This window comes from Geobacillus sp. G4 (assembly GCF_040327975.1).
Classification (GTDB): domain Bacteria; phylum Bacillota; class Bacilli; order Bacillales; family Anoxybacillaceae; genus Geobacillus; species Geobacillus thermoleovorans.
The window spans coordinates 301562-326773 of the sequence record NZ_JBEPJY010000003.1; the positions used below are offsets into that span (position 1 = coordinate 301562).

Here is a 25212-nt window from a genome sequence, read left to right on the forward strand (position 1 = left end):
TATGGCAATAAGGAGGAGACGAGGTGCTGACAAAGCAACAAATCCGCTACTGTTTGGATGAGATGGCAAAAATGTTTCCGGATGCGCATTGCGAGCTTTTGCACCGCAATCCGTTTGAGCTGCTGATTGCGGTTGTTTTGTCGGCGCAATGCACCGATGCGCTCGTCAACAAGGTGACGAAACGGCTGTTTGAAAAATATCGGACGCCGCACGATTATATTGCGGTGCCGCTTGAGGAGCTTGAGCAAGATATCCGCTCAATCGGCTTATATCGGAACAAAGCGCGAAACATTCAAAAGCTGTGCGCGATGTTGATTGACAAGTACAACGGCGAAGTGCCGCGCGACCGCGATGAGTTGATGAAGCTGCCGGGCGTCGGGCGGAAGACGGCGAACGTCGTTGTGTCCGTTGCGTTCGGCGTGCCGGCCATCGCTGTTGATACACACGTCGAGCGCGTCAGCAAACGGCTTGGCTTTTGCCGCTGGGACGACTCGGTTTTGGAAGTCGAGAAGACGCTGATGAAAATCATTCCAAAAGAAGAATGGTCGATCACCCACCACCGAATGATTTTTTTCGGCCGCTACCATTGCAAGGCGCAGTCTCCGCAATGTCCGTCATGTCCTCTTCTTCATTTATGCCGTGAAGGAAAAAAACGGATGCGAAAACGGGAGGAAAAAGCGGCAAATCAGAAGTGAACGGAACCGCGAAAGGGCTTGGTGAAGAAGGGCCAGCAGCATGCCGGTCGGTCATGAAAAAACGGATGGCGCAAAAGCCATCCGTTTTTTGGGAATGCAGCTGTTATGGACGGGTGCCAAGACCCGCTCCGGATCCGTTTTTTAACGGCGGGGAGACAGGCGGCGTTCCGCTGTTTGCACCTGTTCCGCCGTTCGTTCCGTTCGTTTGGCCGCTGTTGTTCGTTCCTTGGTTGTTTGTTCCATCCGTTTGGCCATTGTTTTGGTTGGCCCCGCCGCTGTTGCCATTTTCTTGTCCGCTGCTTGCGCCGCCGTTTTGTTCATTGTTGTTTCCCTGACCGTTTTCGTTTCCGTTATTCCCGCTGTTGCCTTGATCGGTGCCGCCGTTTTGCCCGCCGCTGCCTTGGCTGTCATCCCCCGGTTGTTGTGGCGCGGGAGTTTGATCTTCTCCGCCGGGGACATGAACGCTGGCTATGGCCGGTTTGCTCATTCGTTCGCCGTCTTTTGCGTACACGGCGATTGTGTACGTCCATCCTGGCGTCGGATTGGAAATCGTGATCGAACGGTCTTTTGTGGTGATCGTATTCGTTTGACCTTGGCCATCTTTGACGCGCACCTCGAAGATCGTCTCATCGGTTTGCTCATCGTATGACCACGAAACCGAGATGGCGTTCGCCGCTTGGTCGTACACAGCGGTCAACCCTTTCACCGCCGGCAGTTCTTCCGGCGCGTCGTTCGCCGTCTCCGTCGGCTCAGTGCCGCGCACGAACAATTCATACGTAATTTCGCTTTCCGGCGTGTATTTGCCGGCAAGTTTCGGCGGATTTGTGCCTTTTTTGATCGGCAGTCTGACGACGCTCTCCGGCTGCTTGAAGCTTCCGCTGCCGTCATCGATATGGGACATTAAGTTTTTCAACAAGTATTTCGGGATTTTTTGTTCCTCTATACTAAGCTTTGCCGTGCTGCTTCGCTTGCTGAAGCCGACCCAAATGGCCGCCGTATAGTTTGGCGTATAGCCGACAATCCAGCTGTCCGGCACATCGTCTCTTTGGAGGCCAAATTTGGCGCCGTCTTCGCCGTAGTTCGTCGTTCCTGTTTTGCCCGCGAGCTCAAGCCCTGGGACATTAGCCAACACGCCGGTTCCGGAGCGGATGACCGTTTTCAGCACATCGGTGATCATATAAGCGGTATAGTCGTGCATCACCCGTTTCGGCTTTGGCTGCAAATCCATTTCCGTGCCGTCTGGGAAGACGATTTTCGTCACGGCATACGGCTTTGTGTAAATCCCGTTGTTGCCAAAGGCGGTGTAGGCCCCGGCCATTTGCAACGGTGACACATAGTTGGATACTCCCCCGATCGCATATGGCTCATATACTTCACTAAAGCCCATCCCAAGACGATTGGCAAACTCCATCGCCCGTTCTTTGCCGACGGCTTGGAACGTTTTTAACGCCGGGATGTTGCGTGATTTTGCCAGTGCCGTCCGCAAGGTGATCGGCCCCATATATCCCCCGCCGGCGTTGCGGATCGGCGTGCCGTCCGAATACGTATACGGCTCGTCAACAAGAATGTGCGCTGTTGACCATTTTAAATATTCGATCGCTGGACCGTAATCCAAAATCGGTTTGATCGTCGAACCGGGCTGGCCGACCGGTTTGATGGCGTAGTTGAAGCCAAATTCGACGTGGTCGCGGTGGCGACCGCCGCCTAACGCGCGAATGGCGCCTGTTTTTGTGTCGACGACGGCGATGCCGGATTGCAAATCCTTCTTATTGGTAAAGTATTTGTCAGAGTTTAATAGCTTTTCTACGTATGTTTGAACGTCTTGGTCGAGCGTTGTATAAATTTTCAGCCCATCTTCAAAGACGTTGACGTTCGCTTTGTCGGTCACTTCTTTGATCACTTCGTCAATGAAGGCGTCATACGGCACGGAGCTTTGCGATTTTTTCCGCTCAGCGAGCATCGACTGGATCGGCACTTGTTTCGCTTTTTCCGCTTCTTCCTGGCTGATAAAGCCATGTTTCGCCATGAGCGACAATACGGTATCGCGCCGTTTTTTCGCCGCCTCTGGATGGTCATACGGATTATACCGGTTTGGACTTTGCGGCATGCCGGCGAGCAAGGCCGCTTCCGGAAGAGTGAGCTTTTTCAAGTCTGTCTTGCCAAAATAATATTCGGCGGCGCGAGCGACGCCATAAATGCCGTCTGAATAATAAATTTTGTTCAAATACATTTCCAAAATTTCATGCTTCGAATATTTTTGTTCAAGCTGCAGCGCGAGCCATGCCTCTTGCGCTTTTCGCTTCAACGTTTTTTCTGACGACAAAAACGTCATTTTGACGACTTGCTGGGTGATCGTGCTGCCGCCTTCTGCACCAAATCCTTCCTTGATGTTGGCGAGGACGGCGCCAGCCAAGCGGACGACATCGATGCCGTGATGTTCATAAAAGCGGGCGTCTTCCGTTGCCAGCACGGCATCTTCAAGCACTTTGGGCACGTCTTTATACGAAATGTACGTTCGCTTGTAGCCGCCAAGTTCGGCGACTTTCTTCCCATTCATATCGTACACGACGGAAGAGAGCGGGTCTTTAATTTTCGCCTCATCAAGCGGGGGAGCGTCCTTGACGAAGTAGGCGAACGCCGCCACGCCGCCGACAGCGGCGATCACGATGATGAACAATATCGCAATGGCGACTGTTTTCAGCCACGCGATCCCTTTTTTCGTTTTCGCTTTCTGCTGTTTCGTTTGTTTCGCTGCCTGCTTTCGTTCTACGCGAGAACGATATTCACCAGACATAAGCAAATCCTGCCTTTCTTACAAGTTTTCACTTCAACGGGTGAAGTACACGTTGTCTACTACACTAATATAATCAATTCTCGGCTGGTAGCCAAGCGGAATGGAATGTCCATGCCGTTCGATCTCTTGTTTCGGAATTGACTTTCGTCCGCCGGCTTCCTGTTTGTTCCACCAAGCGATCAAATGAGAGGCGTCAAGCAAATACGTTTCATTGAGCAAAGAAAAACGCAAAATCGCAAAACAAATGCCGCCGTGGGCGACGACTTGCTCCATATGGCGGATTTGATGAGCGTGGAAATTTTTCAGCGGAAACGCCGTTTTGTTTTTTGTCTCTTTCGCCTCAAAGTCGATGTACTTGCCGCGGTACACACCGTTGTAGTCGGTCGTCGACGCTTGCCGGAAGTAGGCTTCGGTAATGACGGCGGCGCTCCGTTTCGGATAGTCGACGCGCACGATTTGCACCGGGGTCGGCTTTTTATGGATGACAGCGATGCCGCGTTCCCGGTAATATTCATTCGTCGCGTTTAAGTCGTCTTCGAGCGTCATGCCGCGATTGGCATAATCGGCCGCCGGCCGGCGCGCGGCGTTCGGCTTGTTTCCGCGATACTCTTTTCCGCTCGGGTATTTGAGTGCCATCGCGTTCATCTCCTTTGAATGGTTTTTATTATACCATACGCTCCGGTCATATGCGCTCTTTTTCTTTTCCTCCTTTCGACTGAAGGCAAGCGAAGGAGGTCAATGTCGAATGGCGGCTGCTTGCCACTTTCTTTGCCGAATTCGTTCTACTTTTGTCGCCGCAGCAGGAGTCGTCCTTCCCGCCGCGAATGGAATATCATCATGCGAGAAATGGGGGAGAGGGAATGGAAAAACGGCTCGTGAAAAAAGAGGAGATCGAAAAGCAGCTGCAGGAAATTGTTGCACTCATCGAGCAGGTCGATGCGAAAATGGAAAAAGTGATCGCCGATGTCATCGAAGAGCGTTATACGCAAAATCAAGCACAGCTCGGGCGGCTTGAAGGGCAGATCGCCGGCGTGGAACAGCGGCTTGAGAAGGAGAAGCAGCGTGCTGCACTTCCGCTTTCGTCGAAACTGTATTTGGTGTGAGCCGGTCGGTATGGTATCATCAAACAGAAGCGCATCGCGGCAAAACGCATCCGTTCTCCGGGCCATAGGGCACATGGGCAAACCGGATTTGCCGGCATGGATAAGGAGGAGGCGCCATGGAAAAAGAGCTTAAGGCGTTGACGAAGCGGCTGCAACAATACAACGAACAGTTGCTTTTGATCGCCCGGCGCGCCCGCGAGCGGAACGAGGAGCCGGATTTTTTTGGCGACGTGAAACCGATGGCCGAAGAGGTGCAGGCCGTTGCCGAACGGTGGAAGGACGCCGCTTCCCGCTGGGTCCGCCATGCGCGGCCGAAATATGTCCATGAGCGGCAAATTGAAGCCGCCGCCGACCATATGGCGAAGCTGTGCGTTGAGGCATTTTATCCATCCGTTCCTGAGCGCCGCATCAAGCAATACAGCCAGGCCGTCGCTTATACGCTGGCGCTTGTCAAGGAACGGCTTGACGACACGAGCGAAGCAGGCAAGGAGAGGCTTTGACGGGGCAGGAGAAAGCGGCCGCACGGAAAAAGGGGCTGACCCAAAACGCGAGTGCGTTTTGGATCAGCCCCCTTTTTTGTTTTATGTGTCTTTGCCTGTTGTGATCGAGACAGGGCCGCCTTCTGCAGTAGCGACGGTGTTGATCTCGTATTCGACCCGCTCCGTATGCTTGGGCGGCGCTGGTTTTCCATGTTTCGGCTTTTCATGGTCATGGCCTTTCAATTTATGGTTAAAGTGGACGCCTCGACCCATCGCCAATCCCCCCTTGCACGACAATTCCTCTTGCCTCTTTAGGGTGGGAAGAAACATCGTTTTTTATGCGTCTTGAGGAACAGGGGCAAAAAAAAGAAGGGAAAAGCTCCCTCATCGTCCTACAGCCCAGCGTATTCCCCTGCTTCATCCGGCTGAGAGGCGCCGGCTTTTTCGAGCTCACGCACGAGATCACGGTACTCGGCGAGCGAAATTTCCCCGCGCAAATACAGACGGCGGGCAAAATCAAGCAGTTCGTTCGCCTCAGCCGGTTCGCAATGTTTGACCGCCATAAACTTATGCTTTAACTCCGTCACGTTCATTGATGCTTTTCCCCCTTCCCCCTTTTTTACATCGTACCATGAAAATAGGAAGAAAGAATGATTTCGGAAAATTAAAACTTCCGACAAGAGATGACATGTCCGTACACGCCATCGGGCGCCGTCACATATACTAGTGGCAGCCCACCTCTTCGGCCTGGAAGGTTGGTGGCTCATCAGCATGAATGTTGTTCGTTTGCGTGCGAAACAGCGCACGGCCGCATCTTGCCTGTACGAGCCGCTTTCTAGGCAAGGGGGAATGGACACCAACAATGGGGGAGAAGGAATATGCATCGTTACTCGCGCCCGGTTTTACCACCGCCCACGTATGGTCCCTATGGCTTAGGCAGCCATTATCATCCTTACTTCCACTATGGAGGTTCATCTTTTCCATCGGCGCCGGGGCACTGGCCCTTTTTTCCGTCCACCCATGCCGCCCCGCCTCCCCATCCGGCGTCATACCCAAAGCCGGGGCCGCTTTTGCCGCCGCCGCGCCCGTCGTTTCTCGCCCAGTTTAAAAACAGCGACGGAACGTACGATATCAACAAAATGATGAGTACCGTGGGGCAAATGATCAATACGGTCAATCAAGTGAATGGCGTGTTGAAAGGATTGCTCGGTACGTTTAAAAAATGAAACCGCGTCATGGCGCGACGGTCGAGCGCGCTTGAAAAAGGGAAACCGCTCCGCCGTTTGCACGGGGAGCGGTTTTCACGTTGTCAAATGAGCAACTCATACACTTCATTGAGCTGATACACGCGCTCATAATCGCGTTCATCCATCGCATAGCGGATTTCATGGGGCAAAATGCGATCCAAAAAGGCGCTTTCTTCTTGCGTCAAGTCGCGGACAAATTCCCCTTCGCCTCGGTATGGTTTGCTGATCAGTTTTTTGTAAATGCGTTTTGGGGTGTCGCCGTGGTGATCCAAATAGTTGGACAGCACTTCGCGCAAGTAAGCGAGTGTTTGTTCCATCATCGTCCGCCCCCTTCAAAAAAAGAGACAAACTCTTTGCTTGTGTTTGTGCGGCCTTGGACGTACGGATTTTCTTCCGTCACGCGGTCCGGGTCGAGGTTTGTTTTGATGACAAGCATCGGCTCATCCGACGGCTCGTTGATCAGTCGGTCGTTCAATTGTTTGAAATCGGGCAGTTTCGCCATTCGTTTTGCACCTCCTATCAGTAGCGTAGCTTGTCAGCCGAGAAAGTATGTATGCATCGTGTTGGCCGCAGCAAGGCAAGCGAATGGCAAACAATAAGGGGGTGATGGCGGTGACAGACCACAACGACAACTGGAAGCGGAAAAACAAATACACGAACAACCGTGAGGAAATCGCCAACGAATGGGTGATCAAAAAAGGAACGCCGGAAGAGGGCGAACGTTCCGGAAATTCACCCCATAAACAATAGAAGCTGGATAAGAAACAAGCCGCTCCCCATGAAGGGAACGGCTTGTTTCACGTCCAAGCGCGGCGCTGGCCGCTGCCAAAATGGTTTTTGAACGCACACACAGGCTGGATCGTCTTCAATCGATATCGATATATTTCCGTTTTTGCGGCAGCTGGATGGTGAGCGTCCCATTTTGAAACGAGGCTTTCACCTCATGCTCAGCGACCGGATACGGAAACGGAATCAGCCTCGCCACGCGCCGCCGTGCGTGGCGGCGTTCGTATACATGGCCGTGATGATCTGCCGATTCAATCGTTTCATTGTGATCGACGATCAGCTGCAGCCCATCTTCCTGCCATTGCAAGCTGATTTGTTCCCTTTTGATGTCAGGCAGCCGGACAATGATTTGGTAATCGTGCTTCGTCTCTTTCACCTCGATCGGAATGTACGCTGCAGCAAACGTTTGTGCGAAATAGTCATCGAGCGTTTCAAACAGTTTTTGCAGCGGCCGTTCATCAAACCATTGATTCATCATTTTCCGCAAATGATGGAACGGGTGATGGCCTCCCCCATTGGCTGGTGGTTGAAACGATTCATTCATTGCGCTCTCCTCCTTTTTTCAAAACAGCGAAATGGTTCTGTCGGGACGCTGCCGATTGGCAAAGCGATTCACTGTCAATGTATGTACAGAGCGCAAAAAAAGCTACTTCATACTTTTTTAGAGAGTTTTCATCTTGTTTTAACCCGGATGGAATATAATGACACCACCATCCATGAGATGCACATCAATAACGCTGTCGGTTGCCCGGCGGCGGGAGGAGGGATGGCGCGATGCATTGGGTTCATTGGCTGGTGACATTGTTTTTTTCGGGAACAGCCGTGTCGCTTCTTTCTTATCAAGTGTTTGAAATCGTTCAAGCCATTGTTGACTGGATCGTTGACCGCCATTCATAAACAGCTGCCTGCGCCGCTTTTTGCCGATTCATTTTTGAGGGCGTCCCTAACAGGCGCCCCATTCCTTTTTTGACTGCTGGCTGCCCGTTGGCGGTGAACGATTTGTTGTGTATAGTTAAAGATGTATAAAGGTGGAAGCAGCAACAGCCGCAAGAGAGGAGGAGCAACTGATGAACGGACGTATTTTATTGATTGAAGATGAAGCCGGGCTCGCCCGGTTTTTGGAGCTTGATTTAAAGCACGAAGGCTTTGACGTGCATGTATGCGCCGATGGACGCGAAGGGCTCGAGCTCGCTCTTTCGGAGCAGTGGGATCTCATTTTGCTTGATGTGATGCTGCCGCGTTTAAATGGCATGGAAGTATGCCGCCGCATCCGGGCAGCGAAATCGACGCCGATCATCATGATCACAGCGCGCGACAGCGTGTTTGACCGCGTCATGGGGCTCGATAACGGGGCCGATGACTACATCGTCAAACCGTTTGCCATTGAAGAGCTGCTCGCCCGCATCCGCGCCTTGTTCCGCCGCGTTCATCCGGAAGCGAACGCCCAAGTGTTGACGTTTAAAGATTTAGTCGTTGACGTGCAGGCGCGCACAGTGAAAAAAGGAGACGAATTTATTGAGCTGACGAAGCGCGAATACGATTTGCTCGTCGCCTTTATGCAAAACATCAATGTTGTCTTGACGCGTGATGCGCTCCTTGACAAAGTGTGGGGGTTCGACGCCGAGGTTGAGACGAACGTCGTTGACGTCTACGTTCGCTATTTGCGGCAAAAGCTTGACGAACACGATAAAGAGCGGTATATCCAAACGGTGCGCGGCACGGGATATGTGATGCGGCCATGAAGAGGGAGGCGATTCGCCGGCTTTCGCTGAAAGGGAAGCTGACCGTTTTGTCGGCCGGGGCGATTTTCATTACGTATTTTGTGTTTACGTTTTTGCAATATCATATGGTCAAACAATGGCTGCTGAAGGAAGAAGAAAAAACGATGGAACAAACGGTGGCGGAAATTGAAACATATTACGCGGAAAAACGTAATCTATCATGGGAAGGGATTCGCCGCAGCCGCGCGTTTTTGGAAAAGCTGAATGAACGCTACCAGCTCATTCGCGTTACGGATGAGAAAGGAAACGTCATCGTCTCCGTTTCAAATGGGGCGGCGGTGTCGCTATCGCCAAGCGAGATGCCCGACAAGCGGAAGATGGATGAGCATTTCATCAACAATGAGCGATTTTTGCTGCTCCGTCAGCCGCTGCATATCGGCAACTTGCATGGAACGATCGAGATCGCCCGTCGGCTGGCGAGGTTCCAGCAAGTGACCAACACACTCTTTCTCATCATGACGGCGATCGGCTTTTTGGCCATGGCGGCAAGCGCTGTCGCCGGCCGGTTCGTGGCGCAAAGCTTCGTCCGGCCGTTGCAAACGCTGGCCAAAACGATGGCGGACATTCAAAACAACGGGCTGAAACGGCGCATTGATGTGCCTCCGGCGCGCGATGAAATCGCGGAACTGATGGTGATGTTCAACGGCATGATGGATGAAATTGAGCGGTCGTTCGCCATGCAGCGGCAATTTGTCGAGGATGCGTCCCATGAACTGCGCACGCCGCTCGCCATTTTGCAAGGCCATCTTTCGTTGCTGCAACGATGGGGAAAGCACAATCCAGAGATTTTAGAAGAATCGCTCGAGGCGGCGGTGAAAGAAGCGGAGCGGCTGAAGCGGCTCGTTCTCGAGCTTCTTGACTTGTCGCGCGCCGAGGCGATCACGGTGCCGGATGAGGTCGCGCCGATGGATGCCGCGGCGGCTGTCGGACAAGTCGTCAAAAATTTCCGCGTCTTGCACCCGGACTTCCAATTTCTGATTGACCAGCCGGATAAGCCGATTGCGCGCGCGGCGATGGCGAAGCATCATTTTGAACAATTGCTGTTCATTTTGCTTGACAATGCGGTAAAATATTCTCAGCGAGTGAAACAAATCGCGATTTCCTTGCGCGAGGAAGGGCCGTTTGTCATCGTGTCCATCCGTGATTATGGCATCGGCATTCCGAAAGAAGAGCTGAAAAACGTTTTTTTGCGCTTTTACCGCGTCGACAAGGCGCGCAGCCGCGAACAAGGCGGCGCCGGGCTCGGCCTTTCGATCGCCAAGGAGATCATCGATAAGTACGGCGGGCAAATTGCGTTGGAAAGCGAAGTTGGGAAAGGAACGACGGTGGAGCTCGCCATTCCGAAAGCGGAATAGGAGAGGAGCGTGAGGCAATGGGACATCCCCATGAGGAAGAGGCGGCAAGCAAAAAAGTGATTCATCACCTCGTTGAAAAATTCCGCAAGCGCGGGGTGAAAATCGCGACATGCAAACCGCGGACGATGATGTCACTGTCATGCTTAGATGAGATCGACAAAATGAGAGGATGAATCGAAGAAAAGAAAATGGAAGCGAAACAGCGCATCATTCCGGCCATTAAAACGATGAAGCAATTTGACGCCTTTTTGTCAAGCGGTTACACGGTCGGCGTGTTGCTTGAGGTGCATATTGCCCAGTTAAAAAGCATCTTTGCCTATGCGCGCCGGCATGGCAAGGAGTTGATCATTCACGTCGACTTGGTGCAAGGGCTGAGTCATGATGAACATGCGGCGGAATACCTTTGCCAAGAGTTCCGCCCTCATGGCCTCATTTCCACGAAAGCGGGCGTCATTATGAAGGCGCGTCAAAAACGCGTCTTGGCCGTGCAACGCATCTTTTTGCTTGATTCACACGCGTTGGAGAAAAGCTATCAGATGATTGCGAAAACGAATCCGGACTGCATCGAAGTCATTCCGGGCGCCATGCCGCACATCATCCGCGAAGTGAAAGAACGGACCGGGAAGCCGATTTATGCCGGTGGACTTATCCGCACGGTCGACGATGTCGAGCAGGCGCTTGCAGCTGGGGCGGTGGCGGTGACCACGTCCAACGAAACATTATGGCGCCACTACAATGGATAATGCGTTGAGCTGGCCAAATCGGCCGCAGTCTGCTATAATAAAAGCAACAAGTTAATCATCAGTCAGGAGACAAGGAGAGACCATGCACACATGGTAGGCGAAGGCTTATCGTGTTTGCACTGGTCTCTTTTTGTCTTTTTCCAAGGAGGAGTCAAGCATGGCATTCTCAAGCAAACAGCGGAACAACGTTCTCGAAGCGATGAGCGAAAAGCCATACGATCTGTTGGTGATCGGCGGGGGAATCACCGGGTGCGGCATCGCCTTGGATGCCATCTCGCGCGGCATGACGGTCGCGCTTGTCGAGATGCAAGATTTCGCCGCAGGCACGTCGAGCCGCTCGACCAAACTCGTCCACGGCGGCCTGCGCTACTTGAAGCAGTTCGAGGTGAAGCTTGTCGCGGAAGTCGGGCGCGAACGGGCGATTGTGTATGAAAACGGCCCGCACGTCACCACACCGGAGTGGATGCTGCTGCCCATTTATCGCGGCGGGACGTTCGGAAAATGGAGCACGTCGATCGGCCTTTGGCTGTATGACCGGCTGGCCGGCGTCAAGCCAAGCGAGCGGCGCACGATGCTTGATGCCCGGCAGACGTTGGAAAAAGAGCCGCTCTTAAAGCGCGATGGCCTCCTTGGCGGCGGCTATTACGTCGAGTATCGGACCGACGATGCCCGCCTGACGATCGAAGTGATCAAAAAAGCGGTCGAGCTTGGCGCCGACGCCGTCAACTACGTAAAAGCCGAACAGTTTTTGTACGACGAGCGCGGCCGCGCGATCGGCGCCCGCTGCCGCGACCTGATCGGCGGACGAGTGTATGACATCCGCGCCAAAAAAGTCGTCAATGCCGCCGGACCGTGGGTTGATGCGCTGCGCGACAAAGACGGATCGAAAACCGGCAAGCGGCTTCGGCTGACAAAAGGCGTCCATATCGTCATCGATCAAAAGCGTTTTCCGCTCAAGCAGGCAGTCTATTTTGACACCCCGGACGGCCGGATGGTGTTTGCCATTCCGCGGGATGGGAAAACGTATGTCGGCACGACCGATACATTTTATGACGATGATCCCGCTCATCCGGCCATGACCGAAGAAGACCGTGATTACTTATTGCAGGCGATTCACTACATGTTCCCGTCCGTCGGCGTCACTGCCGACGATGTCGAGTCGAGCTGGGCTGGCGTCCGTCCGCTCATTTATGAAGAAGGGAAAAACCCGTCGGAAATTTCCCGCAAAGACGAGATTTGGACATCGCCATCCGGCCTCATTACGATCGCCGGCGGCAAGCTGACCGGCTACCGGAAAATGGCCGAGACCGTCGTCGATCTTGTCGCCAAGCAGCTGGAGAAAGAAGAAGGAAAAGCGTTCGGACCGTGTCGAACGAAACAATTGCCGATCTCCGGCGGCGATGTCGGCGGCTCGCACCGCCTCCCTGCCTTCATCGCCGAAAAAGCGGACGAAGCGGTGCGCTATGGATTGACGAAAGAAGCGGGAGCGCGGCTGGCGAGACAATACGGCACAAATGTCGACCAGCTGTTTGCTTTAAGCCAGCAATACGACCGTTCGTCTGGCTTAACGCGCGAAACGTTCATCCGCCTCGTCTACGCCATGGAGGAAGAAATGGCGGCCAAACCGGTCGACTACTTCATCCGCCGCACCGGAGCGCTGTTATTTGACATCGATTCTGTCCGGCGGGAGAAAGAGGCGGTTGTTGCGTTTATGGCGCGGTATTTAGGGTGGACGGGGGAAGAGCGGGACGTGTATGAGAAAGAACTCGACAAGGAACTGCGACGAGCGGTGTTGGCAGAGGAAGGAGCGAAGTGAACCAATGATCATAAAGGAAATGATGAGCGCCTGAATCCAGGCGCTTTTTTGATGGATCTTTTCATAAAAATTAAGTAAAATTTAAATAAAAAATCAAAGTGAGGGAAGAGGATGGCGGTTACATACAATCCGCAAACGAAGCAGTTTCATTTGCGGGCGGGCAAGGCAAGCTACGTGATGCAGCTTTTCCGCTCCGGCTATTTGGCTCATATCTATTGGGGAAAAGCGGTGCGCGATGTTCGGGGGGAGCGGAGGTTTTCGCGGCTGGACCGCGCGTTTTCCCCCAATCCCGACCCATCGGACCGCACGTTTTCGCTCGATACGCTGCCGCAAGAATATCCGGCCTATGGGAATACCGATTTCCGTGCTCCAGCGTATCACGTGCAGCTTGAGAACGGTTCGACGGTGACGGATTTGCGCTACAAGACGCACCACATTTACAAAGGGAAGCCTAGACTGAACGGACTGCCGGCGACATACGTGGAACACGAGAATGAAGCGGAAACGTTGGAAATTGTCCTCGAGGATGCGCTGATCGGTCTAGAGGTCACGTTGCAGTATACGGCGTATGAAAAATGGAACGTCATCACGCGCGCGGCCCGTTTTGAAAACAAAGGCGGCGAGCGGTTGAAACTGCTGCGTGCGCTCAGTATGAGCGTTGATTTCCCAACTGCTGACTATGATTGGATCCATCTCCCCGGAGCGTGGGGGCGCGAGCGCTGGATCGAGCGCCGCCCGCTTGTGACCGGCGTGCAAGCGGCGGAAAGCCGCCGCGGCGCAAGCAGCCACCAACAAAACCCATTTATCGCGCTCGTCGCCAAAAACGCCGATGAACACCAAGGCGAAGTATACGGGTTCAGCTTTGTGTACAGCGGCAATTTTCTCGCCCAAATCGAGGTGGACCAGTTCGGCACTGCCCGCGTCTCGATGGGGATCAACCCGTTTGATTTCACATGGCTGCTTCAGCCGGGTGAGTCGTTCCAAACGCCGGAAGTGGTCATGGTTTACTCCGACCAAGGGTTGAACGGGATGTCGCAAACCTACCACGAACTGTACCGCACCCGCCTGGCGCGCGGCGCGTTCCGCGACCGCGAACGTCCGATTTTAATCAACAATTGGGAAGCGACGTACTTTGATTTTAACGAAGAAAAACTCGTCAACATTGCGAAAACGGCAGCGGAACTAGGCATCGAACTGTTTGTGCTTGACGATGGCTGGTTTGGCAAGCGCGATGACGACCGTCGTTCGCTCGGCGATTGGATCGTCAACCGGCGCAAGCTTCCGAACGGCTTAGACGGGTTGGCGAAACAAGTGAACGAACTCGGGATGCAGTTCGGCTTATGGATCGAACCGGAAATGGTGTCGCCAAACAGCGAGCTGTACCGGAAGCATCCCGACTGGTGTCTCCATGTGCCGAACCGTCCGCGCTCTGAAGGGCGGAACCAGCTTGTGCTCGATTATTCCCGCGAAGACGTTTGCGACTATATCATCGAGACGATCTCGAACGTCCTCGCAAGCGCGCCGATCACGTACGTGAAATGGGACATGAACCGCCATATGACGGAAATCGGCTCGGCTGCCCTGCCGCCTGAGCGCCAACGCGAAACGGCGCACCGCTATATGCTTGGACTGTACCGCGTCATGGACGAGATGACCTCGCGCTTTCCGCACATTTTGTTTGAAAGCTGCTCAGGAGGCGGGGGGCGGTTTGACCCGGGGATGCTGTATTATATGCCGCAAACATGGACGAGCGACAATACCGATGCCGTCTCACGCCTGAAAATTCAATACGGCACGAGCCTCGTCTATCCGATTAGTGCGATGGGCGCCCACGTCTCGGCGGTGCCGAACCACCAAGTCGGGCGGGTGGCGTCGCTCAAGACGCGCGGCCATGTCGCGATGTCAGGCAACTTCGGCTATGAGCTCGATATCACGAAATTGACGGAAACAGAAAAACAAATGATTAAGCAACAAGTCGCGTTTTACAAGGACGTGCGCCGCCTCGTCCAGTTCGGCACGTTTTATCGACTGCTAAGCCCGTTTGAAGGCAACGAGGCGGCGTGGATGTTCGTCTCTGCCGACCGCTCGGAAGCGCTCGTCGCCTACTTCCGCGTTCTGGCCGAAGCGAACGCGCCGCTGTCATACCTGCGCTTAAAAGGGCTTGACCCGAATCAAGACTACGAAATCGAGGGACTTGGCGTTTACGGCGGCGACGAGCTGATGTATGCCGGAGTGGCCTTGCCGTACCGCTCTGGCGATTTTATCAGCATGATGTGGCGATTGAAAGCTGTTCAACGATAAGAAGGGATGCTGTCGCTCGAGTCTATGCACCAGTCATAAACGAATTGAACCCGGTGTCTTAGATGCCGGGTTCAAACTGTTTGAGCTTCTCGATGATGCGACGCTTCCGATAGAGCATCTTCCCGGTTTCGGCGATGTCTTCCATAAACGATTTGTTAAACAGCGAACCGAAAATGACACCGATGATCGGAACGGCTTGAAACAGCTTTTTCCACCCGTATTGGTCGCGGAACGTCATCATCACTTCCCGCCAGCCTTGCAGTTCGGAAAAGACGCGCCCGCGTTCATTGGAGAACGACGAAAGTTCGTCCAAAATCGCTTTTTTCCCGACGATGTCCGCCGCGGCAAACTGCAGGCATTTGACGACGAACACGCGCTCCTCTTTTTCCTTCGGGTCATATCCGTACACGATGGCGATCTCTTGCAGCGTTTTCAGCGCTAAGCCGAGAAGCGCTGGAATGTCTACCGCCAGCGTCAGCGCCCCGCCAATTCCAGTTGCCGCCCCTTGCAGCTGGGCGAACGTGACGCGCGCATCGATCAATTCATCGCAGACGCGATCCATTGTCTCAAGCGGCAAGTGCGGCACTTGCGCAAGCGACGATACCCCGAGCCGAGTGAATATTTTCTTTTCATTCACTAAATATTGCCCGCCGCTTTGAATATAGCTGCCCAACTCATCAAGCAGCTGCCCGAGTTTTCGATGGACGACTTTTGGCGTCAGCTTATCCAGCACTTGAAACGGCAAGCGGCCAAGCTTTTCCCAAAACCATAGGTCTTTTTGGGAGTGTTCCCAGTGGGTGATGGTTTGGAGTTCTTGTTTTAGTGATTTTACTGTATCCTTCATAAATTTGTCCTCCGAACATTGTTGAATCACTTGTTCTTAGGTTGAGGATTAGGTGCATTTTTTATACATTTATTAAAGAAGAAGGGCTTATTAATAAGGGTTATACTAAAAACTGAATCTTGTTTTTATCTACTCTGAAAATACCTAAACTCCTAAATGCACCAATTCACGATGTTCGACAGAAAAATATTTTTATCCTGCCAATGACGACGAAATTTTTCCGTCGTGAGAGTCTATATAGACTCCCATGCCCAAAAATTTCGTCACCATCGGAGGGATGAAAATATCCCTATGTTGAACGCTGCCACTTTACGCATTTTGGAGTTCGTGTATTTTCAGGATAGACGTGTAATTTGGTTAGTCTTTAATTAAAAAAATATATATATTTAGTAAAAGTTTATTGTTGACGAATATTGAATTTTAACTTAATTTATAATTAGATAAAAATTTATCTGGGGGGAATAACTATGAACGTTTTATCCTCAATTTGTTACGGAGGAGATTACAACCCAGAGCAATGGCCAGAGGAAATTTGGTATGAAGATGCTAAGTTGATGCAAAAAGCGGGGGTGAATTTAGTATCTTTAGGGATTTTCAGTTGGAGCAAGATCGAACCGTCTGATGGAGTGTTCGACTTTGAATGGCTAGACAAGGTTATAGATATACTATATGACCACGGTGTTTATATTAACTTGGGGACGGCGACTGCAACTACTCCAGCTTGGTTTGTAAAAAAGTATCCAGATTCTTTGCCGATCGATGAAAGCGGTGTCATTCTCTCGTTTGGCAGTAGACAACATTATTGTCCTAATCATCCTCAATTAATTACGCACATAAAGAGACTTGTGAGGGCTATAGCAGAACGGTATAAAAATCATCCGGCACTCAAAATGTGGCATGTTAATAATGAGTATGCATGTCACGTTTCCAAGTGTTTTTGTGAGAATTGTGCTGTCGCGTTTAGAAAGTGGCTAAAGGAAAGATATAAAACAATCGATGAATTAAATGAACGTTGGGGTACAAACTTTTGGGGACAGCGATACAATCATTGGGATGAAATTAATCCCCCTAGAAAGGCACCAACTTTTATTAATCCATCCCAAGAACTTGATTACTACCGTTTTATGAATGACTCAATTCTCAAGTTGTTTTTAACAGAAAAGGAAATTTTACGTGAGGTAACACCAGATATTCCAGTATCAACTAATTTCATGGGTTCATTCAAACCGTTAAACTATTTTCAATGGGCTCAGCATGTAGATATTGTGACATGGGACTCATATCCTGATCCCAGAGAGGGCTTGCCAATTCAGCACGCCATGATGAATGACCTTATGCGTAGTTTAAGAAAAGGTCAACCGTTTATTTTGATGGAGCAGGTAACCTCACATGTTAACTGGCGCGATATTAATGTTCCAAAACCGCCAGGTGTAATGCGTCTATGGAGTTATGCAACTATTGCCCGTGGTGCAGATGGTATTATGTTTTTCCAGTGGCGTCAAAGTAGCGCAGGAGCTGAAAAATTCCACGGTGCAATGGTGCCCCACTTTTTGAACGAGAATAATAGAATTTATAGGGAAGTTACACAGTTAGGGCAAGAGCTGAAAAAGTTAGATTGTTTGGTCGGATCTAGAATCAAGGCAGAGGTCGCGATCATTTTTGATTGGGAAAACTGGTGGGCTGTCGAACTAAGTTCCAAACCACATAATAAACTAAGATATATTCCTATAGTTGAAGTTTATTATAGGGAATTATATAAACGTAATATTGCTGTCGATTTTGTAAGGCCATCTGATGATCTAACAAAATACAAAGTAGTTATCGCTCCAATGTTATATATGGTTAAAGAGGGAGAAGATGAAAACTTACGGCAATTTGTTGCTAACGGTGGCACTTTGATTGTCAGTTTCTTCAGTGGCATTGTAGATGAAAATGACCGTGTACATCTAGGCGGATATCCTGGTCCTCTGCGAGATATTTTGGGGATTTTTGTTGAGGAATTTGTACCATACCCAGAAACAAAGGTAAACAAAATATATAGTAACGATGGGGAATATGATTGTACGACGTGGGCGGACATAATCCGATTAGAAGGGGCAGAACCTCTAGCGACATTTAAGGGGGATTGGTATGCAGGACTTCCGGCGGTTACACGTAACTGCTACGGTAAAGGAGAGGGGATTTACGTCGGTACTTATCCAGATAGTAATTATTTAGGCAGGCTTTTAGAACAGGTTTTCGCTAAACATCATATTAATCCCATTCTTGAAGTAGCTGAAAATGTAGAGGTGCAACAAAGAGAGACTGATGAATGGAAGTATTTAATTATCATCAATCATAATGATTACGAAGTGACGCTGTCACTGCCAGAAGATAAGATATACCAGAATATGATTGATGGGAAATGTTTTCGAGGAGGTGAATTGAGGATTCAAGGGGTTGATGTAGCAGTGTTAAGAGAGCATGATGAAGCCGGGAAGGTTTAGAGAAGTCTCGTTCCGACAGTTGGCAACATAATATGCATAAGATGACAATGTCTATAAACATTGGATCTTACGCACTTAGTGAAAAGGCTCATTTCATTAAGACAACAACTGAAAAATGTATGTTTTTCGGCTGTATATTCTTAATTAGACTCCTTTTTCACCAAAAGTTCATAAGAATTAAAAAAACAGGAGGGATTTTCTTTGAAAAAGATTTTGACACTATTTTTAGTAAGTATTCTTCTATTAACTGCTTGTTCTTCAAAAACGAAAAACGGTGGAGCTGCAGATAGCACAAAAAGTACGAATGAAATAACAGTGTGGACGTGGGATCCAAATTTCAACGTAAAAGCGATGAAAATTGCAGAAGAGTTTTATAAGAAAGAGAATCCTAATTTTAAATTAAAAATTATTGAAAATGCTCAAGAGGATATCGTTCAAAAGCTTAATACAAGTTTAAGTTCTGGCACAACAAAAGGCTTGCCAAATATCGTATTAATTGAAGACTATCGTGCACAGAGCTTTCTTAAAGCGTATCCTGATGCATTCTATGACCTATCAAAATATTTCAAAGCGGAAGATTTTGCTGAATATAAGCTTGCTCCTACTAGCTTAAATGGTAAACATTATGGACTTCCATTTGATACAGGGGTTGCTGGATTATACGTGAGAACAGATTATTTACAAAAAGCAGGATATACTGTTGATGATTTACAAGGATTGGACTGGAACAAATATATTGAAATCGGGAAAAAGGTAAAACAAGCAACGGGTAAATATATGCTTGCACTCGATCCTAAAAATCTAGGGATTATTCGTGAGATGATTCAAACTAGTGGTTCATGGTATGTGAAAGAAGATGGTGTAACCCCGAATTTGGCAGACAATGAGCCGCTGAAGGAAGCATTTAGAACTTACAAAGAGATTGTAAACGCAGGGATATCGAAACCTATTTCCGACTGGAGTCAATTTGTTGCCTCTTTTAATAGTGGAGCAGTTGCATCGATTCCAACGGGAAACTGGATTACGGCTTCTGTTAAAGCCGAAGCTTCTCAAGCCGGTAAGTGGGCTGTTGTGCCTTTTCCAAAACAATCGGGCATTCCTAACTCTGTTAATGCTACGAACCTAGGTGGAAGTTCTTGGTATGTACTTAACATTCCTGGAAAAGAAAAGGCAGCAGAATTTCTAGCTAAAACGTTTGGATCAAATGTTGAGTTTTATGAAGCACTAAACAAAGAGATTGGTGCAATTGGCACATACAAACCAGCTGCTAATAGTGAGGCCTATAAGGCTGCAGATGAGTTTTTTGGAGGCCAAAAAGTAACAGCTGATTTCTCCAAATGGATGAAAGAAATTCCTCAAGTAAACTACGGTGCACATACGTATGTGATCGAAGATATTTTAGCAGCTGCGTTGCAAGATTACTTAAAAGGCAAAGATCTTGATAAAGTGTTGGAAGATGCACAAAAACAGGCAGAACAACAAGTTAAATAAATATAGCACGCCTATTATGTTAAGGGAAACATAAAAAATTAAGCCCCGAGAGTCCGCTGGCCTTCCTGGTTGTCATAGTAGAAGCATTCTGTGTAACAGGAGAAGTGGTTCGGGGCTCTTCTATGAAGATGCCCGCTCCTCGACGCCTTGATCGGTCATTTTCATGCTTGAATAAAGAGCAAGACCCTCTCACCGATGTTGCTTTCTATTTATCAACATGTTAAGGAGTTGATATAGAGTGATTCCCCCGACAAAAGTGAATCTAGATTTGATAATAAAAACGGATCGAAACATTAATCAGAAACACCGCATAAAAAACACAATAATTGGATGGTCTTTTGTGATACTAGCTACTATTATGATTTGCACATTTTATTTTTATCCAATGGCTCAAGCCCTAATTCTTTCGTTACAATCGGGTTCGGGTACGAATCTAACCTTTGTCGGATTGAAAAATTATGCTCGTTTATTTAGTGATCCTACCTTTTTGACAACCGTAAAAAATACAGTGATATATCTTATTATTCAAGTTCCGATTATGATTATTCTCGCCTTATTTTTAGCCGTATTATTGAATAATCCGAAATTAAAGCTGAGAGGATTGTTTCGAACAGCAATTTTTTTACCATGTGTCACTTCCCTAGTTGCGTATTCTGTCATATTTAAATATTTGTTTAGTCAAGATGGCTTAATCAACGTTATGTTGATGAAATTCTCTCTTATATCTGAACCAATCAACTGGCTAGCTGATCCTTTTTGGGCTAAAGTGACCATTATTATTGCTCTTACGTGGAGATGGACAGGCTATAATATGATTTTTTACTTATCTGCCCTACAAAATATCGATCACTCGATTTATGAAGCGGCTAAAATTGATGGTGCTTCGCCAGTTCAGCAGTTTTTTAAAATTACGATTCCATTGTTAAAGCCCATGATTTTGTTTACATCAATCACTTCAACAATCGGTACGCTCCAGCTGTTCGATGAAGTAATGAACATTACGCAAGGGGGGCCGGGAAATGCAACGATGACGATTTCTCAATATATCTACAATCTTTCATTTAAATATACCCCTGATTTCGGTTATGCAGCAACAGTTTCGTATGCGATTGTGATTATGATTGTATTTTTTTCTATTATTCAGTTTAAAGTGGCAGGTGATAAAAATGAGTAATCTCAAAAACGTATTCAACTATACTGTTTTAACCATTGCATCTATTGTTTCCGTGTTTCCATTTTTGTGGATGGTTGTTAGTGCGACGAATAAATCAGTAGAAGTGACGAAAGGACGGTTATTGCCAGGTAGTCATTTTATGGAAAACTTCCGCAACCTGCTTGATAGCACTAATCTAGTCAATGCATTAATGAATTCAGCGAAAATCGCGATTATAACAACTTTACTCGCAATGTTGGTCTCCTCTTTGGCTGGTTACGGATTTGAAATTTTTAAAAGCAAAACAAAAGATTTTGTATTCAATTTCTTGTTGCTTTCAATGATGATACCTTTTGCTGCTTTAATGGTCCCGTTGTTTAGAATGTTTGGGACAATATCACAAATATTTCCAAGCATCGGTATTGATACAATGACGGCCGTTATTTTGCCGACAGTCACAACGGCATTTCTGATTTTTTTCTTCCGCCAAAGCACGAAAATGTTCCCGAAGGAAATTATTGAAGCGGGCCGAATTGATGGATTGTCTGAATGGGGGATCTTCTTCAGGCTTTATGTCCCTACGATGAAAACAACCTATGCGGCCGCGGCGATTATTACATTTATGTCGAGCTGGAACAGCTATTTATGGCCACTTGTCATATTACAGTCCCCGGAGAACCAGACGGTGCCATTGCTTATATCAAATCTTGGATCGAGTTATTCTCCGGACTTTGGAATGATCATGACCGCTATTGTGATCGCTACCTTGCCGACGGCGCTGATCTTCTTTTTCATGCAAAAGCACTTCGTTGCCGGGATGCTCGGTTCAGTAAAATGATGAGTAAGGAGTGTGGAAATAATGAAAAAAACATTAACAACCCCCACATTAGAATGGCTTTCGGATCCTCGTGTGTTCGGTGTTAATCGCCTGCCTGCTCATTCGGACCATATTTATTATGAGACGTTGGAAGAAGCAAAAAGTGGAGTTTCCATGTCGATGCGCTATGAGTTGAATGGAAATTGGAAGTTTCACTATGCGGTCAATCCAGCTAGCCGCCCCGCGAAATTTTATCAACTTGATTTTGACTGCTCAAACTGGGGCGATATTTCCGTACCAGGGCATATTCAGTTGCAAGGCTATGGAACTCCCCAGTATGTAAATACGATGTATCCGTGGGACGGTCATTGCGATGTTCGTCCTCCAGAAGTTCCTATGGATTATAATCCAGTAGGAAGCTATATAAAAATTTTTAATCTTCCTGAACGTATGAAAGGTAAACCGGTGTATATTTCTTTTCAAGGAGTGGAGTCGGCGTTTTATGTTTGGTTGAACGGGCAGTTTGTCGGGTATAGTGAGGACTCTTTCACGCCGGCAGAATTTGAACTTACACCTTTTATAAAGGATGGAGAGAATAAGCTCGCGGTTGAGGTTTACCAGTACAGCACCGGAAGTTGGCTTGAGGATCAGGATTTCTGGCGTTTTTCTGGAATCTTTCGCGATGTATACCTTTATACAGTGCCAGATATTCATGTCTATGATTTACATGTTCGCGCCGAATTGGATTCGTCCTATACGAGAGGCATGTTAACGGCGGACCTTACCTTTTTGTCTCCGGTACCTGCCGGCTCTAGGTTTATCGCTGAACTGTATGATGCGAAAGGCGACCTTGTCGCCAAAAAAGACGGAGAGCTTCATGGTGGAAAGGGAACATTTTCCATTTCGGTCGATGAACCGGAATTATGGAGCGCGGAGAAACCGTATTTGTATAAGCTATATATTCAGATTTTTAACGAGTTTGGCCAATTGGTAGAGGTTGTTCCACAGAAGGTCGGTTTTCGAAGATTCGAGATCATCAATAAAGTTATGCACCTTAACGGAAAACGGATTGTATTTAAAGGCGTTAACCGACATGAATTTCATTGCCGAAGAGGCCGGGCGATCACAAAGGAAGATATGCTATGGGATATTAAAACGTTGAAGCGTCATAACATTAACGCAGTCCGTACGTCACACTATCCGAATCAAAGCTATTGGTATGAACTATGCGATGAATACGGCATCTATGTCATTGATGAAATGAATTTGGAAACGCACGGAACGTGGAAAAAAATGGGCCGTGTCGACCCCACATGGAATGTTCCGGGGAACAATCGAGAATGGCAAGACATTGTTATGGACCGGGCGATTTCAATGTTTGAAAGGGATAAGAACCATCCTTCCATCCTGATTTGGTCATGTGGAAATGAATCGTATGCTGGGGAAGTTCTGTTAAACGTCGCCAACTATTTTCGGTCAGTCGATCCGAGCCGTCTTGTCCATTATGAAGGAGTATTCCATGCCCGCGAGTACAATGATATAAGCGACATAGAAAGTCGTATGTACGCAAAGCCTCATGAAATTGAAAAGTATTTAACAGAAAATCCGGATAAACCGTATATCAGCTGCGAATATATGCATGCAATGGGGAACTCGCTCGGCGGGATGTACAAATATACGGATTTGGAACAAAAGTATCCGATGTATCAAGGTGGTTTTATTTGGGATTTCATTGATCAAGCCCTTGTGAAAAAAGATCGTTATGGAAAAGAATTTTTGGCATATGGAGGGGACTTTGGCGACCGTCCAACCGATTACAGTTTCTGCACGAACGGAATTGTCTATGCCAACCGGGAGTTGTCACCGAAGATGCAGGAAGTAAAATATCTTTATCAAAACTTTAAGCTTTCACCGGATCAATACGGTGTCAATATTAGAAATGAAAGTCTTTTCACTGACACAAGTGAATATGATTTAGAATACGTCCTATTCCTTGAAGGGAGAGAGTTGTATCGAAGCAAGCTGAATGTATCGGTAGCACCGCAGGAAGAGAAAAGAGTCGAGTTCGACTGGCCCCTTGGGATGATGGCAGATGCAGGTGAATATTGCATTCATGCGTCATTTAAATTGAAAGAAAAAACACTTTGGGCTGATGCTGGTTATGAGGTGGCATTCGGCCAGTTTGTATTCCAGATTGGTTCCAAGGAATTCGTTGTTCCTAGCGGAAAGTTAAAAGTTGTCCATGGTGATGTCAACATTGGGGTGCACGGCAAAGATTTTACGATCATGTTTTCCAAACAGGCAGGAAGCCTAGTTTCAATGAATTATGCAGGCAAGGAGATGATTGCGGTCCCTCCTGCACCATTGTTTTGGAGGGCCACGACTGATAATGACCGAGGTTTTTTGCAAGACTTCTATTCGGGGCTTTGGTATGCGGCGAGTTTGGCACGTAAATGTGTAAAAGTCGATGTGAAAGAGGAAGCGGCCCAAGTAAATGTCACCTTTACCTACAAATTTTCCATTAACCCTGAATTGGAAGTGAAAATTGGTTATACCGTTTATGCTGATGGCAGCATTCGCGTGAAGGCGGTCTATCATGGAGTCGAGAATCTTCCGTCAATGCCGATTTTTGCGGTATCATTCAAGGTTCCAGCCGACTATAATCAACTCGAGTGGTATGCAATGGGGCCCGAAGAAAACTATGTCGACCGCTCAAAGGGGGCAAGACTTGGAATTTTTAGAAATCAAGTATCTGACAATGTATCGCGCTATCTCAAACCGCAGGAATCAGGAAACAGAACAGGTGTTCGTAAAGTAAGCTTAACGAACAACAATGGACAGGGAATAAAAATTTCTTCTATAACTGAACCGTTGGAGTGCAACTTTTCGCCATACACAGCTTTTGAACTTGAACATGCCAATCATCATTACGAGCTGCCCAATATTCATTATACGGTTGTCACGGTAGCAGGTCGACAAATGGGAGTTGGCGGGGACGACAGCTGGGGCGCCCCAGTTCACGATGAATACGTCATAAAGGCAGATCAAGACATGGAATTTGAGTTTATGATTCATAAAGTTTAGCGACAACAGCATCATGATGTAAACTTCTCATCTTAGCGTTTTTATTTATCTCGAAAAATAAAAATGCCATCACTGATATACTTACTAGGTGGATCAAACAAAAATGAAAAGTGGTTGAAGCTATGTTTTCTGTTCTGATTGGCCAATATGGCACAAGAGAAATTGGAGGCGATTCAATTATCGAATTTGAAAGTGATACCCGGTATATTTTATCGTATTTATTTGTTGCTTTGGATT

Annotated in this window: 25 protein-coding genes; 17 read left to right on the plus strand and 8 right to left on the minus strand. The window is 48.4% G+C overall.

The annotated features are described in order from the left end of the window. Positions 1-23 precede the first annotated feature (23 nt). Positions 24-695, plus strand: a complete 672-nt coding sequence (gene nth / locus ABS784_RS05805; RefSeq protein WP_014196182.1) for an endonuclease III — start codon at positions 24-26, stop codon at positions 693-695. Between the two features lie 103 nt (positions 696-798). On the opposite strand, the gene ABS784_RS05810 is transcribed toward nth, so the two are convergent. Both ABS784_RS05810 and recU read right to left on the minus strand, forming a co-directional pair. After that, positions 799-3489, minus strand: coding sequence for a PBP1A family penicillin-binding protein (locus ABS784_RS05810; protein WP_352511765.1), 2691 nt, complete (start codon positions 3487-3489; stop codon positions 799-801). 33 nt (positions 3490-3522) lie between these two features. Continuing rightward, entirely contained in the window at positions 3523-4125 is a 603-nt protein-coding gene (gene recU, locus ABS784_RS05815; RefSeq protein WP_011231652.1) for a Holliday junction resolvase RecU, read from the minus strand. Between the two features lie 224 nt (positions 4126-4349). Here recU and ABS784_RS05820 point away from each other — a divergent pair, with 224 nt between their 5' ends. After that, on the plus strand, positions 4350-4592 hold the full coding sequence (locus ABS784_RS05820) for a hypothetical protein (protein WP_014196179.1): 243 nt from the start codon (positions 4350-4352) through the stop codon (positions 4590-4592). A 116-nt stretch (positions 4593-4708) separates the two neighbouring features. Then, entirely contained in the window at positions 4709-5092 is a 384-nt protein-coding gene (locus ABS784_RS05825; RefSeq protein ID WP_013144929.1) for a YppE family protein, read from the plus strand. A gap of 81 nt (positions 5093-5173) precedes the next feature. Here ABS784_RS05825 and ABS784_RS05830 read toward each other — a convergent pair whose 3' ends face one another. Further along, the gene (locus ABS784_RS05830; RefSeq protein ID WP_013144930.1) at positions 5174-5344 is read right to left on the minus strand and encodes a hypothetical protein; all 171 of its coding nucleotides are present in this window, start codon (positions 5342-5344) and stop codon (positions 5174-5176) included. A 119-nt stretch (positions 5345-5463) separates the two neighbouring features. Beyond that, the gene (locus ABS784_RS05835; RefSeq protein WP_011231648.1) at positions 5464-5664 is read right to left on the minus strand and encodes a YppF family protein; all 201 of its coding nucleotides are present in this window, start codon (positions 5662-5664) and stop codon (positions 5464-5466) included. A gap of 285 nt (positions 5665-5949) precedes the next feature. Here ABS784_RS05835 and ABS784_RS05840 point away from each other — a divergent pair, with 285 nt between their 5' ends. Beyond that, the gene (locus tag ABS784_RS05840) at positions 5950-6297 is read left to right on the plus strand and encodes a YppG family protein (RefSeq protein WP_011231647.1); all 348 of its coding nucleotides are present in this window, start codon (positions 5950-5952) and stop codon (positions 6295-6297) included. An 83-nt stretch (positions 6298-6380) separates the two neighbouring features. On the opposite strand, the gene ABS784_RS05845 is transcribed toward ABS784_RS05840, so the two are convergent. Both ABS784_RS05845 and ABS784_RS05850 read right to left on the minus strand, forming a co-directional pair. Next, positions 6381-6635, minus strand: coding sequence for a sigma-G-dependent sporulation-specific acid-soluble spore protein CsgA (locus tag ABS784_RS05845; protein ID WP_011231646.1), 255 nt, complete (start codon positions 6633-6635; stop codon positions 6381-6383). Continuing rightward, a complete protein-coding gene (locus ABS784_RS05850) occupies positions 6635-6820 on the minus strand; it encodes a hypothetical protein (protein ID WP_011231645.1) in 186 nt (61 codons plus the stop codon). Before ABS784_RS05850 ends, ABS784_RS05845 begins: the two co-directional genes overlap by 1 nt. A 110-nt stretch (positions 6821-6930) precedes the next feature. Here ABS784_RS05850 and ABS784_RS05855 point away from each other — a divergent pair, with 110 nt between their 5' ends. Then, positions 6931-7068, plus strand: a complete 138-nt coding sequence (locus tag ABS784_RS05855; protein ID WP_162467483.1) for a hypothetical protein — start codon at positions 6931-6933, stop codon at positions 7066-7068. 115 nt (positions 7069-7183) lie between these two features. Here the strand turns inward: ABS784_RS05855 and ABS784_RS05860 are convergent, their stop codons facing one another. Then, positions 7184-7648 carry an Hsp20/alpha crystallin family protein gene (locus tag ABS784_RS05860; RefSeq protein WP_011231644.1) on the minus strand — a complete coding sequence of 155 codons (465 nt, stop codon included), beginning with the start codon at positions 7646-7648 and terminating at the stop codon, positions 7184-7186. Between the two features lie 230 nt (positions 7649-7878). Here ABS784_RS05860 and ABS784_RS05865 point away from each other — a divergent pair, with 230 nt between their 5' ends. The 7 genes from ABS784_RS05865 (at position 7879) to ABS784_RS05895 (ending at position 15100) form a co-directional block, all read left to right on the plus strand. Then, positions 7879-8001 (plus strand): hypothetical protein, encoded by a 123-nt coding sequence (locus tag ABS784_RS05865; protein WP_011231643.1) that lies wholly within the window; start codon positions 7879-7881, stop codon positions 7999-8001. Between the two features lie 170 nt (positions 8002-8171). Then, entirely contained in the window at positions 8172-8846 is a 675-nt protein-coding gene (locus ABS784_RS05870; RefSeq protein ID WP_011231642.1) for a response regulator transcription factor, read from the plus strand. Then, positions 8843-10240, plus strand: a complete 1398-nt coding sequence (locus tag ABS784_RS05875) for a HAMP domain-containing sensor histidine kinase (RefSeq protein ID WP_011231641.1) — start codon at positions 8843-8845, stop codon at positions 10238-10240. The genes ABS784_RS05870 and ABS784_RS05875 overlap by 4 nt, the downstream gene beginning before the upstream one ends. A gap of 17 nt (positions 10241-10257) precedes the next feature. Then, positions 10258-10413, plus strand: coding sequence for a hypothetical protein (locus tag ABS784_RS05880; RefSeq protein WP_011231640.1), 156 nt, complete (start codon positions 10258-10260; stop codon positions 10411-10413). A 15-nt stretch (positions 10414-10428) separates the two neighbouring features. Next, entirely contained in the window at positions 10429-10983 is a 555-nt protein-coding gene (locus ABS784_RS05885; RefSeq protein ID WP_352511770.1) for a glycerol-3-phosphate responsive antiterminator, read from the plus strand. Positions 10984-11140: 157 nt separating this feature from the next. Further along, positions 11141-12799: a glycerol-3-phosphate dehydrogenase/oxidase gene (locus tag ABS784_RS05890; protein WP_352511771.1), complete on the plus strand. Its 1659-nt coding sequence runs from the start codon at positions 11141-11143 to the stop codon at positions 12797-12799. A gap of 111 nt (positions 12800-12910) precedes the next feature. Next, positions 12911-15100 carry an alpha-galactosidase gene (locus ABS784_RS05895; protein WP_352511773.1) on the plus strand — a complete coding sequence of 730 codons (2190 nt, stop codon included), beginning with the start codon at positions 12911-12913 and terminating at the stop codon, positions 15098-15100. Between the two features lie 58 nt (positions 15101-15158). Here ABS784_RS05895 and ABS784_RS05900 read toward each other — a convergent pair whose 3' ends face one another. Next, complete coding sequence (locus ABS784_RS05900) at positions 15159-15944, minus strand: EcsC family protein (RefSeq protein WP_352511775.1); 786 nt, start codon at positions 15942-15944, stop codon at positions 15159-15161. Positions 15945-16411: 467 nt separating this feature from the next. Here ABS784_RS05900 and ABS784_RS05905 point away from each other — a divergent pair, with 467 nt between their 5' ends. From ABS784_RS05905 to lacZ, 5 genes are all read left to right on the plus strand, one after another. Further along, the gene (locus tag ABS784_RS05905; RefSeq protein WP_352511777.1) at positions 16412-18430 is read left to right on the plus strand and encodes a beta-galactosidase; all 2019 of its coding nucleotides are present in this window, start codon (positions 16412-16414) and stop codon (positions 18428-18430) included. 201 nt (positions 18431-18631) lie between these two features. Continuing rightward, positions 18632-19921, plus strand: a complete 1290-nt coding sequence (locus ABS784_RS05910) for an ABC transporter substrate-binding protein (protein WP_013524099.1) — start codon at positions 18632-18634, stop codon at positions 19919-19921. 238 nt (positions 19922-20159) lie between these two features. Further along, on the plus strand, positions 20160-21095 hold the full coding sequence (locus tag ABS784_RS05915; RefSeq protein ID WP_013524098.1) for a carbohydrate ABC transporter permease: 936 nt from the start codon (positions 20160-20162) through the stop codon (positions 21093-21095). Next, positions 21088-21912: a carbohydrate ABC transporter permease gene (locus tag ABS784_RS05920; RefSeq protein ID WP_025949019.1), complete on the plus strand. Its 825-nt coding sequence runs from the start codon at positions 21088-21090 to the stop codon at positions 21910-21912. Before ABS784_RS05915 ends, ABS784_RS05920 begins: the two co-directional genes overlap by 8 nt. A 21-nt stretch (positions 21913-21933) precedes the next feature. Beyond that, entirely contained in the window at positions 21934-24975 is a 3042-nt protein-coding gene (lacZ, locus tag ABS784_RS05925; RefSeq protein ID WP_352511778.1) for a beta-galactosidase, LacZ type, read from the plus strand. Positions 24976-25212: the final 237 nt, after the last annotated feature.

Coding starts and splice junctions, on each gene's coding strand:
- ABS784_RS05870 (WP_011231642.1), top strand. CDS start 8,172: ATGAACGGACGTATTTTATTGATTGAAGATGAAGCCGGGCTCGCCCGG.
- ABS784_RS05895 (WP_352511773.1), top strand. CDS start 12,911: ATGGCGGTTACATACAATCCGCAAACGAAGCAGTTTCATTTGCGGGCG.
- ABS784_RS05850 (WP_011231645.1), bottom strand. CDS start 6,820: ATGGCGAAACTGCCCGATTTCAAACAATTGAACGACCGACTGATCAAC.
- ABS784_RS05845 (WP_011231646.1), bottom strand. CDS start 6,635: ATGGAACAAACACTCGCTTACTTGCGCGAAGTGCTGTCCAACTATTTG.
- ABS784_RS05900 (WP_352511775.1), bottom strand. CDS start 15,944: ATGAAGGATACAGTAAAATCACTAAAACAAGAACTCCAAACCATCACC.
- ABS784_RS05860 (WP_011231644.1), bottom strand. CDS start 7,648: ATGAATGAATCGTTTCAACCACCAGCCAATGGGGGAGGCCATCACCCG.
- ABS784_RS05865 (WP_011231643.1), top strand. CDS start 7,879: ATGCATTGGGTTCATTGGCTGGTGACATTGTTTTTTTCGGGAACAGCC.
- recU (WP_011231652.1), bottom strand. CDS start 4,125: ATGGCACTCAAATACCCGAGCGGAAAAGAGTATCGCGGAAACAAGCCG.
- ABS784_RS05885 (WP_352511770.1), top strand. CDS start 10,429: ATGGAAGCGAAACAGCGCATCATTCCGGCCATTAAAACGATGAAGCAA.
- lacZ (WP_352511778.1), top strand. CDS start 21,934: ATGAAAAAAACATTAACAACCCCCACATTAGAATGGCTTTCGGATCCT.
- ABS784_RS05835 (WP_011231648.1), bottom strand. CDS start 5,664: ATGAACGTGACGGAGTTAAAGCATAAGTTTATGGCGGTCAAACATTGC.
- ABS784_RS05875 (WP_011231641.1), top strand. CDS start 8,843: ATGAAGAGGGAGGCGATTCGCCGGCTTTCGCTGAAAGGGAAGCTGACC.
- ABS784_RS05890 (WP_352511771.1), top strand. CDS start 11,141: ATGGCATTCTCAAGCAAACAGCGGAACAACGTTCTCGAAGCGATGAGC.
- ABS784_RS05905 (WP_352511777.1), top strand. CDS start 16,412: ATGAACGTTTTATCCTCAATTTGTTACGGAGGAGATTACAACCCAGAG.
- ABS784_RS05810 (WP_352511765.1), bottom strand. CDS start 3,489: ATGTCTGGTGAATATCGTTCTCGCGTAGAACGAAAGCAGGCAGCGAAA.
- ABS784_RS05880 (WP_011231640.1), top strand. CDS start 10,258: ATGGGACATCCCCATGAGGAAGAGGCGGCAAGCAAAAAAGTGATTCAT.
- ABS784_RS05830 (WP_013144930.1), bottom strand. CDS start 5,344: ATGGGTCGAGGCGTCCACTTTAACCATAAATTGAAAGGCCATGACCAT.
- ABS784_RS05840 (WP_011231647.1), top strand. CDS start 5,950: ATGCATCGTTACTCGCGCCCGGTTTTACCACCGCCCACGTATGGTCCC.
- ABS784_RS05825 (WP_013144929.1), top strand. CDS start 4,709: ATGGAAAAAGAGCTTAAGGCGTTGACGAAGCGGCTGCAACAATACAAC.
- ABS784_RS05920 (WP_025949019.1), top strand. CDS start 21,088: ATGAGTAATCTCAAAAACGTATTCAACTATACTGTTTTAACCATTGCA.
- ABS784_RS05820 (WP_014196179.1), top strand. CDS start 4,350: ATGGAAAAACGGCTCGTGAAAAAAGAGGAGATCGAAAAGCAGCTGCAG.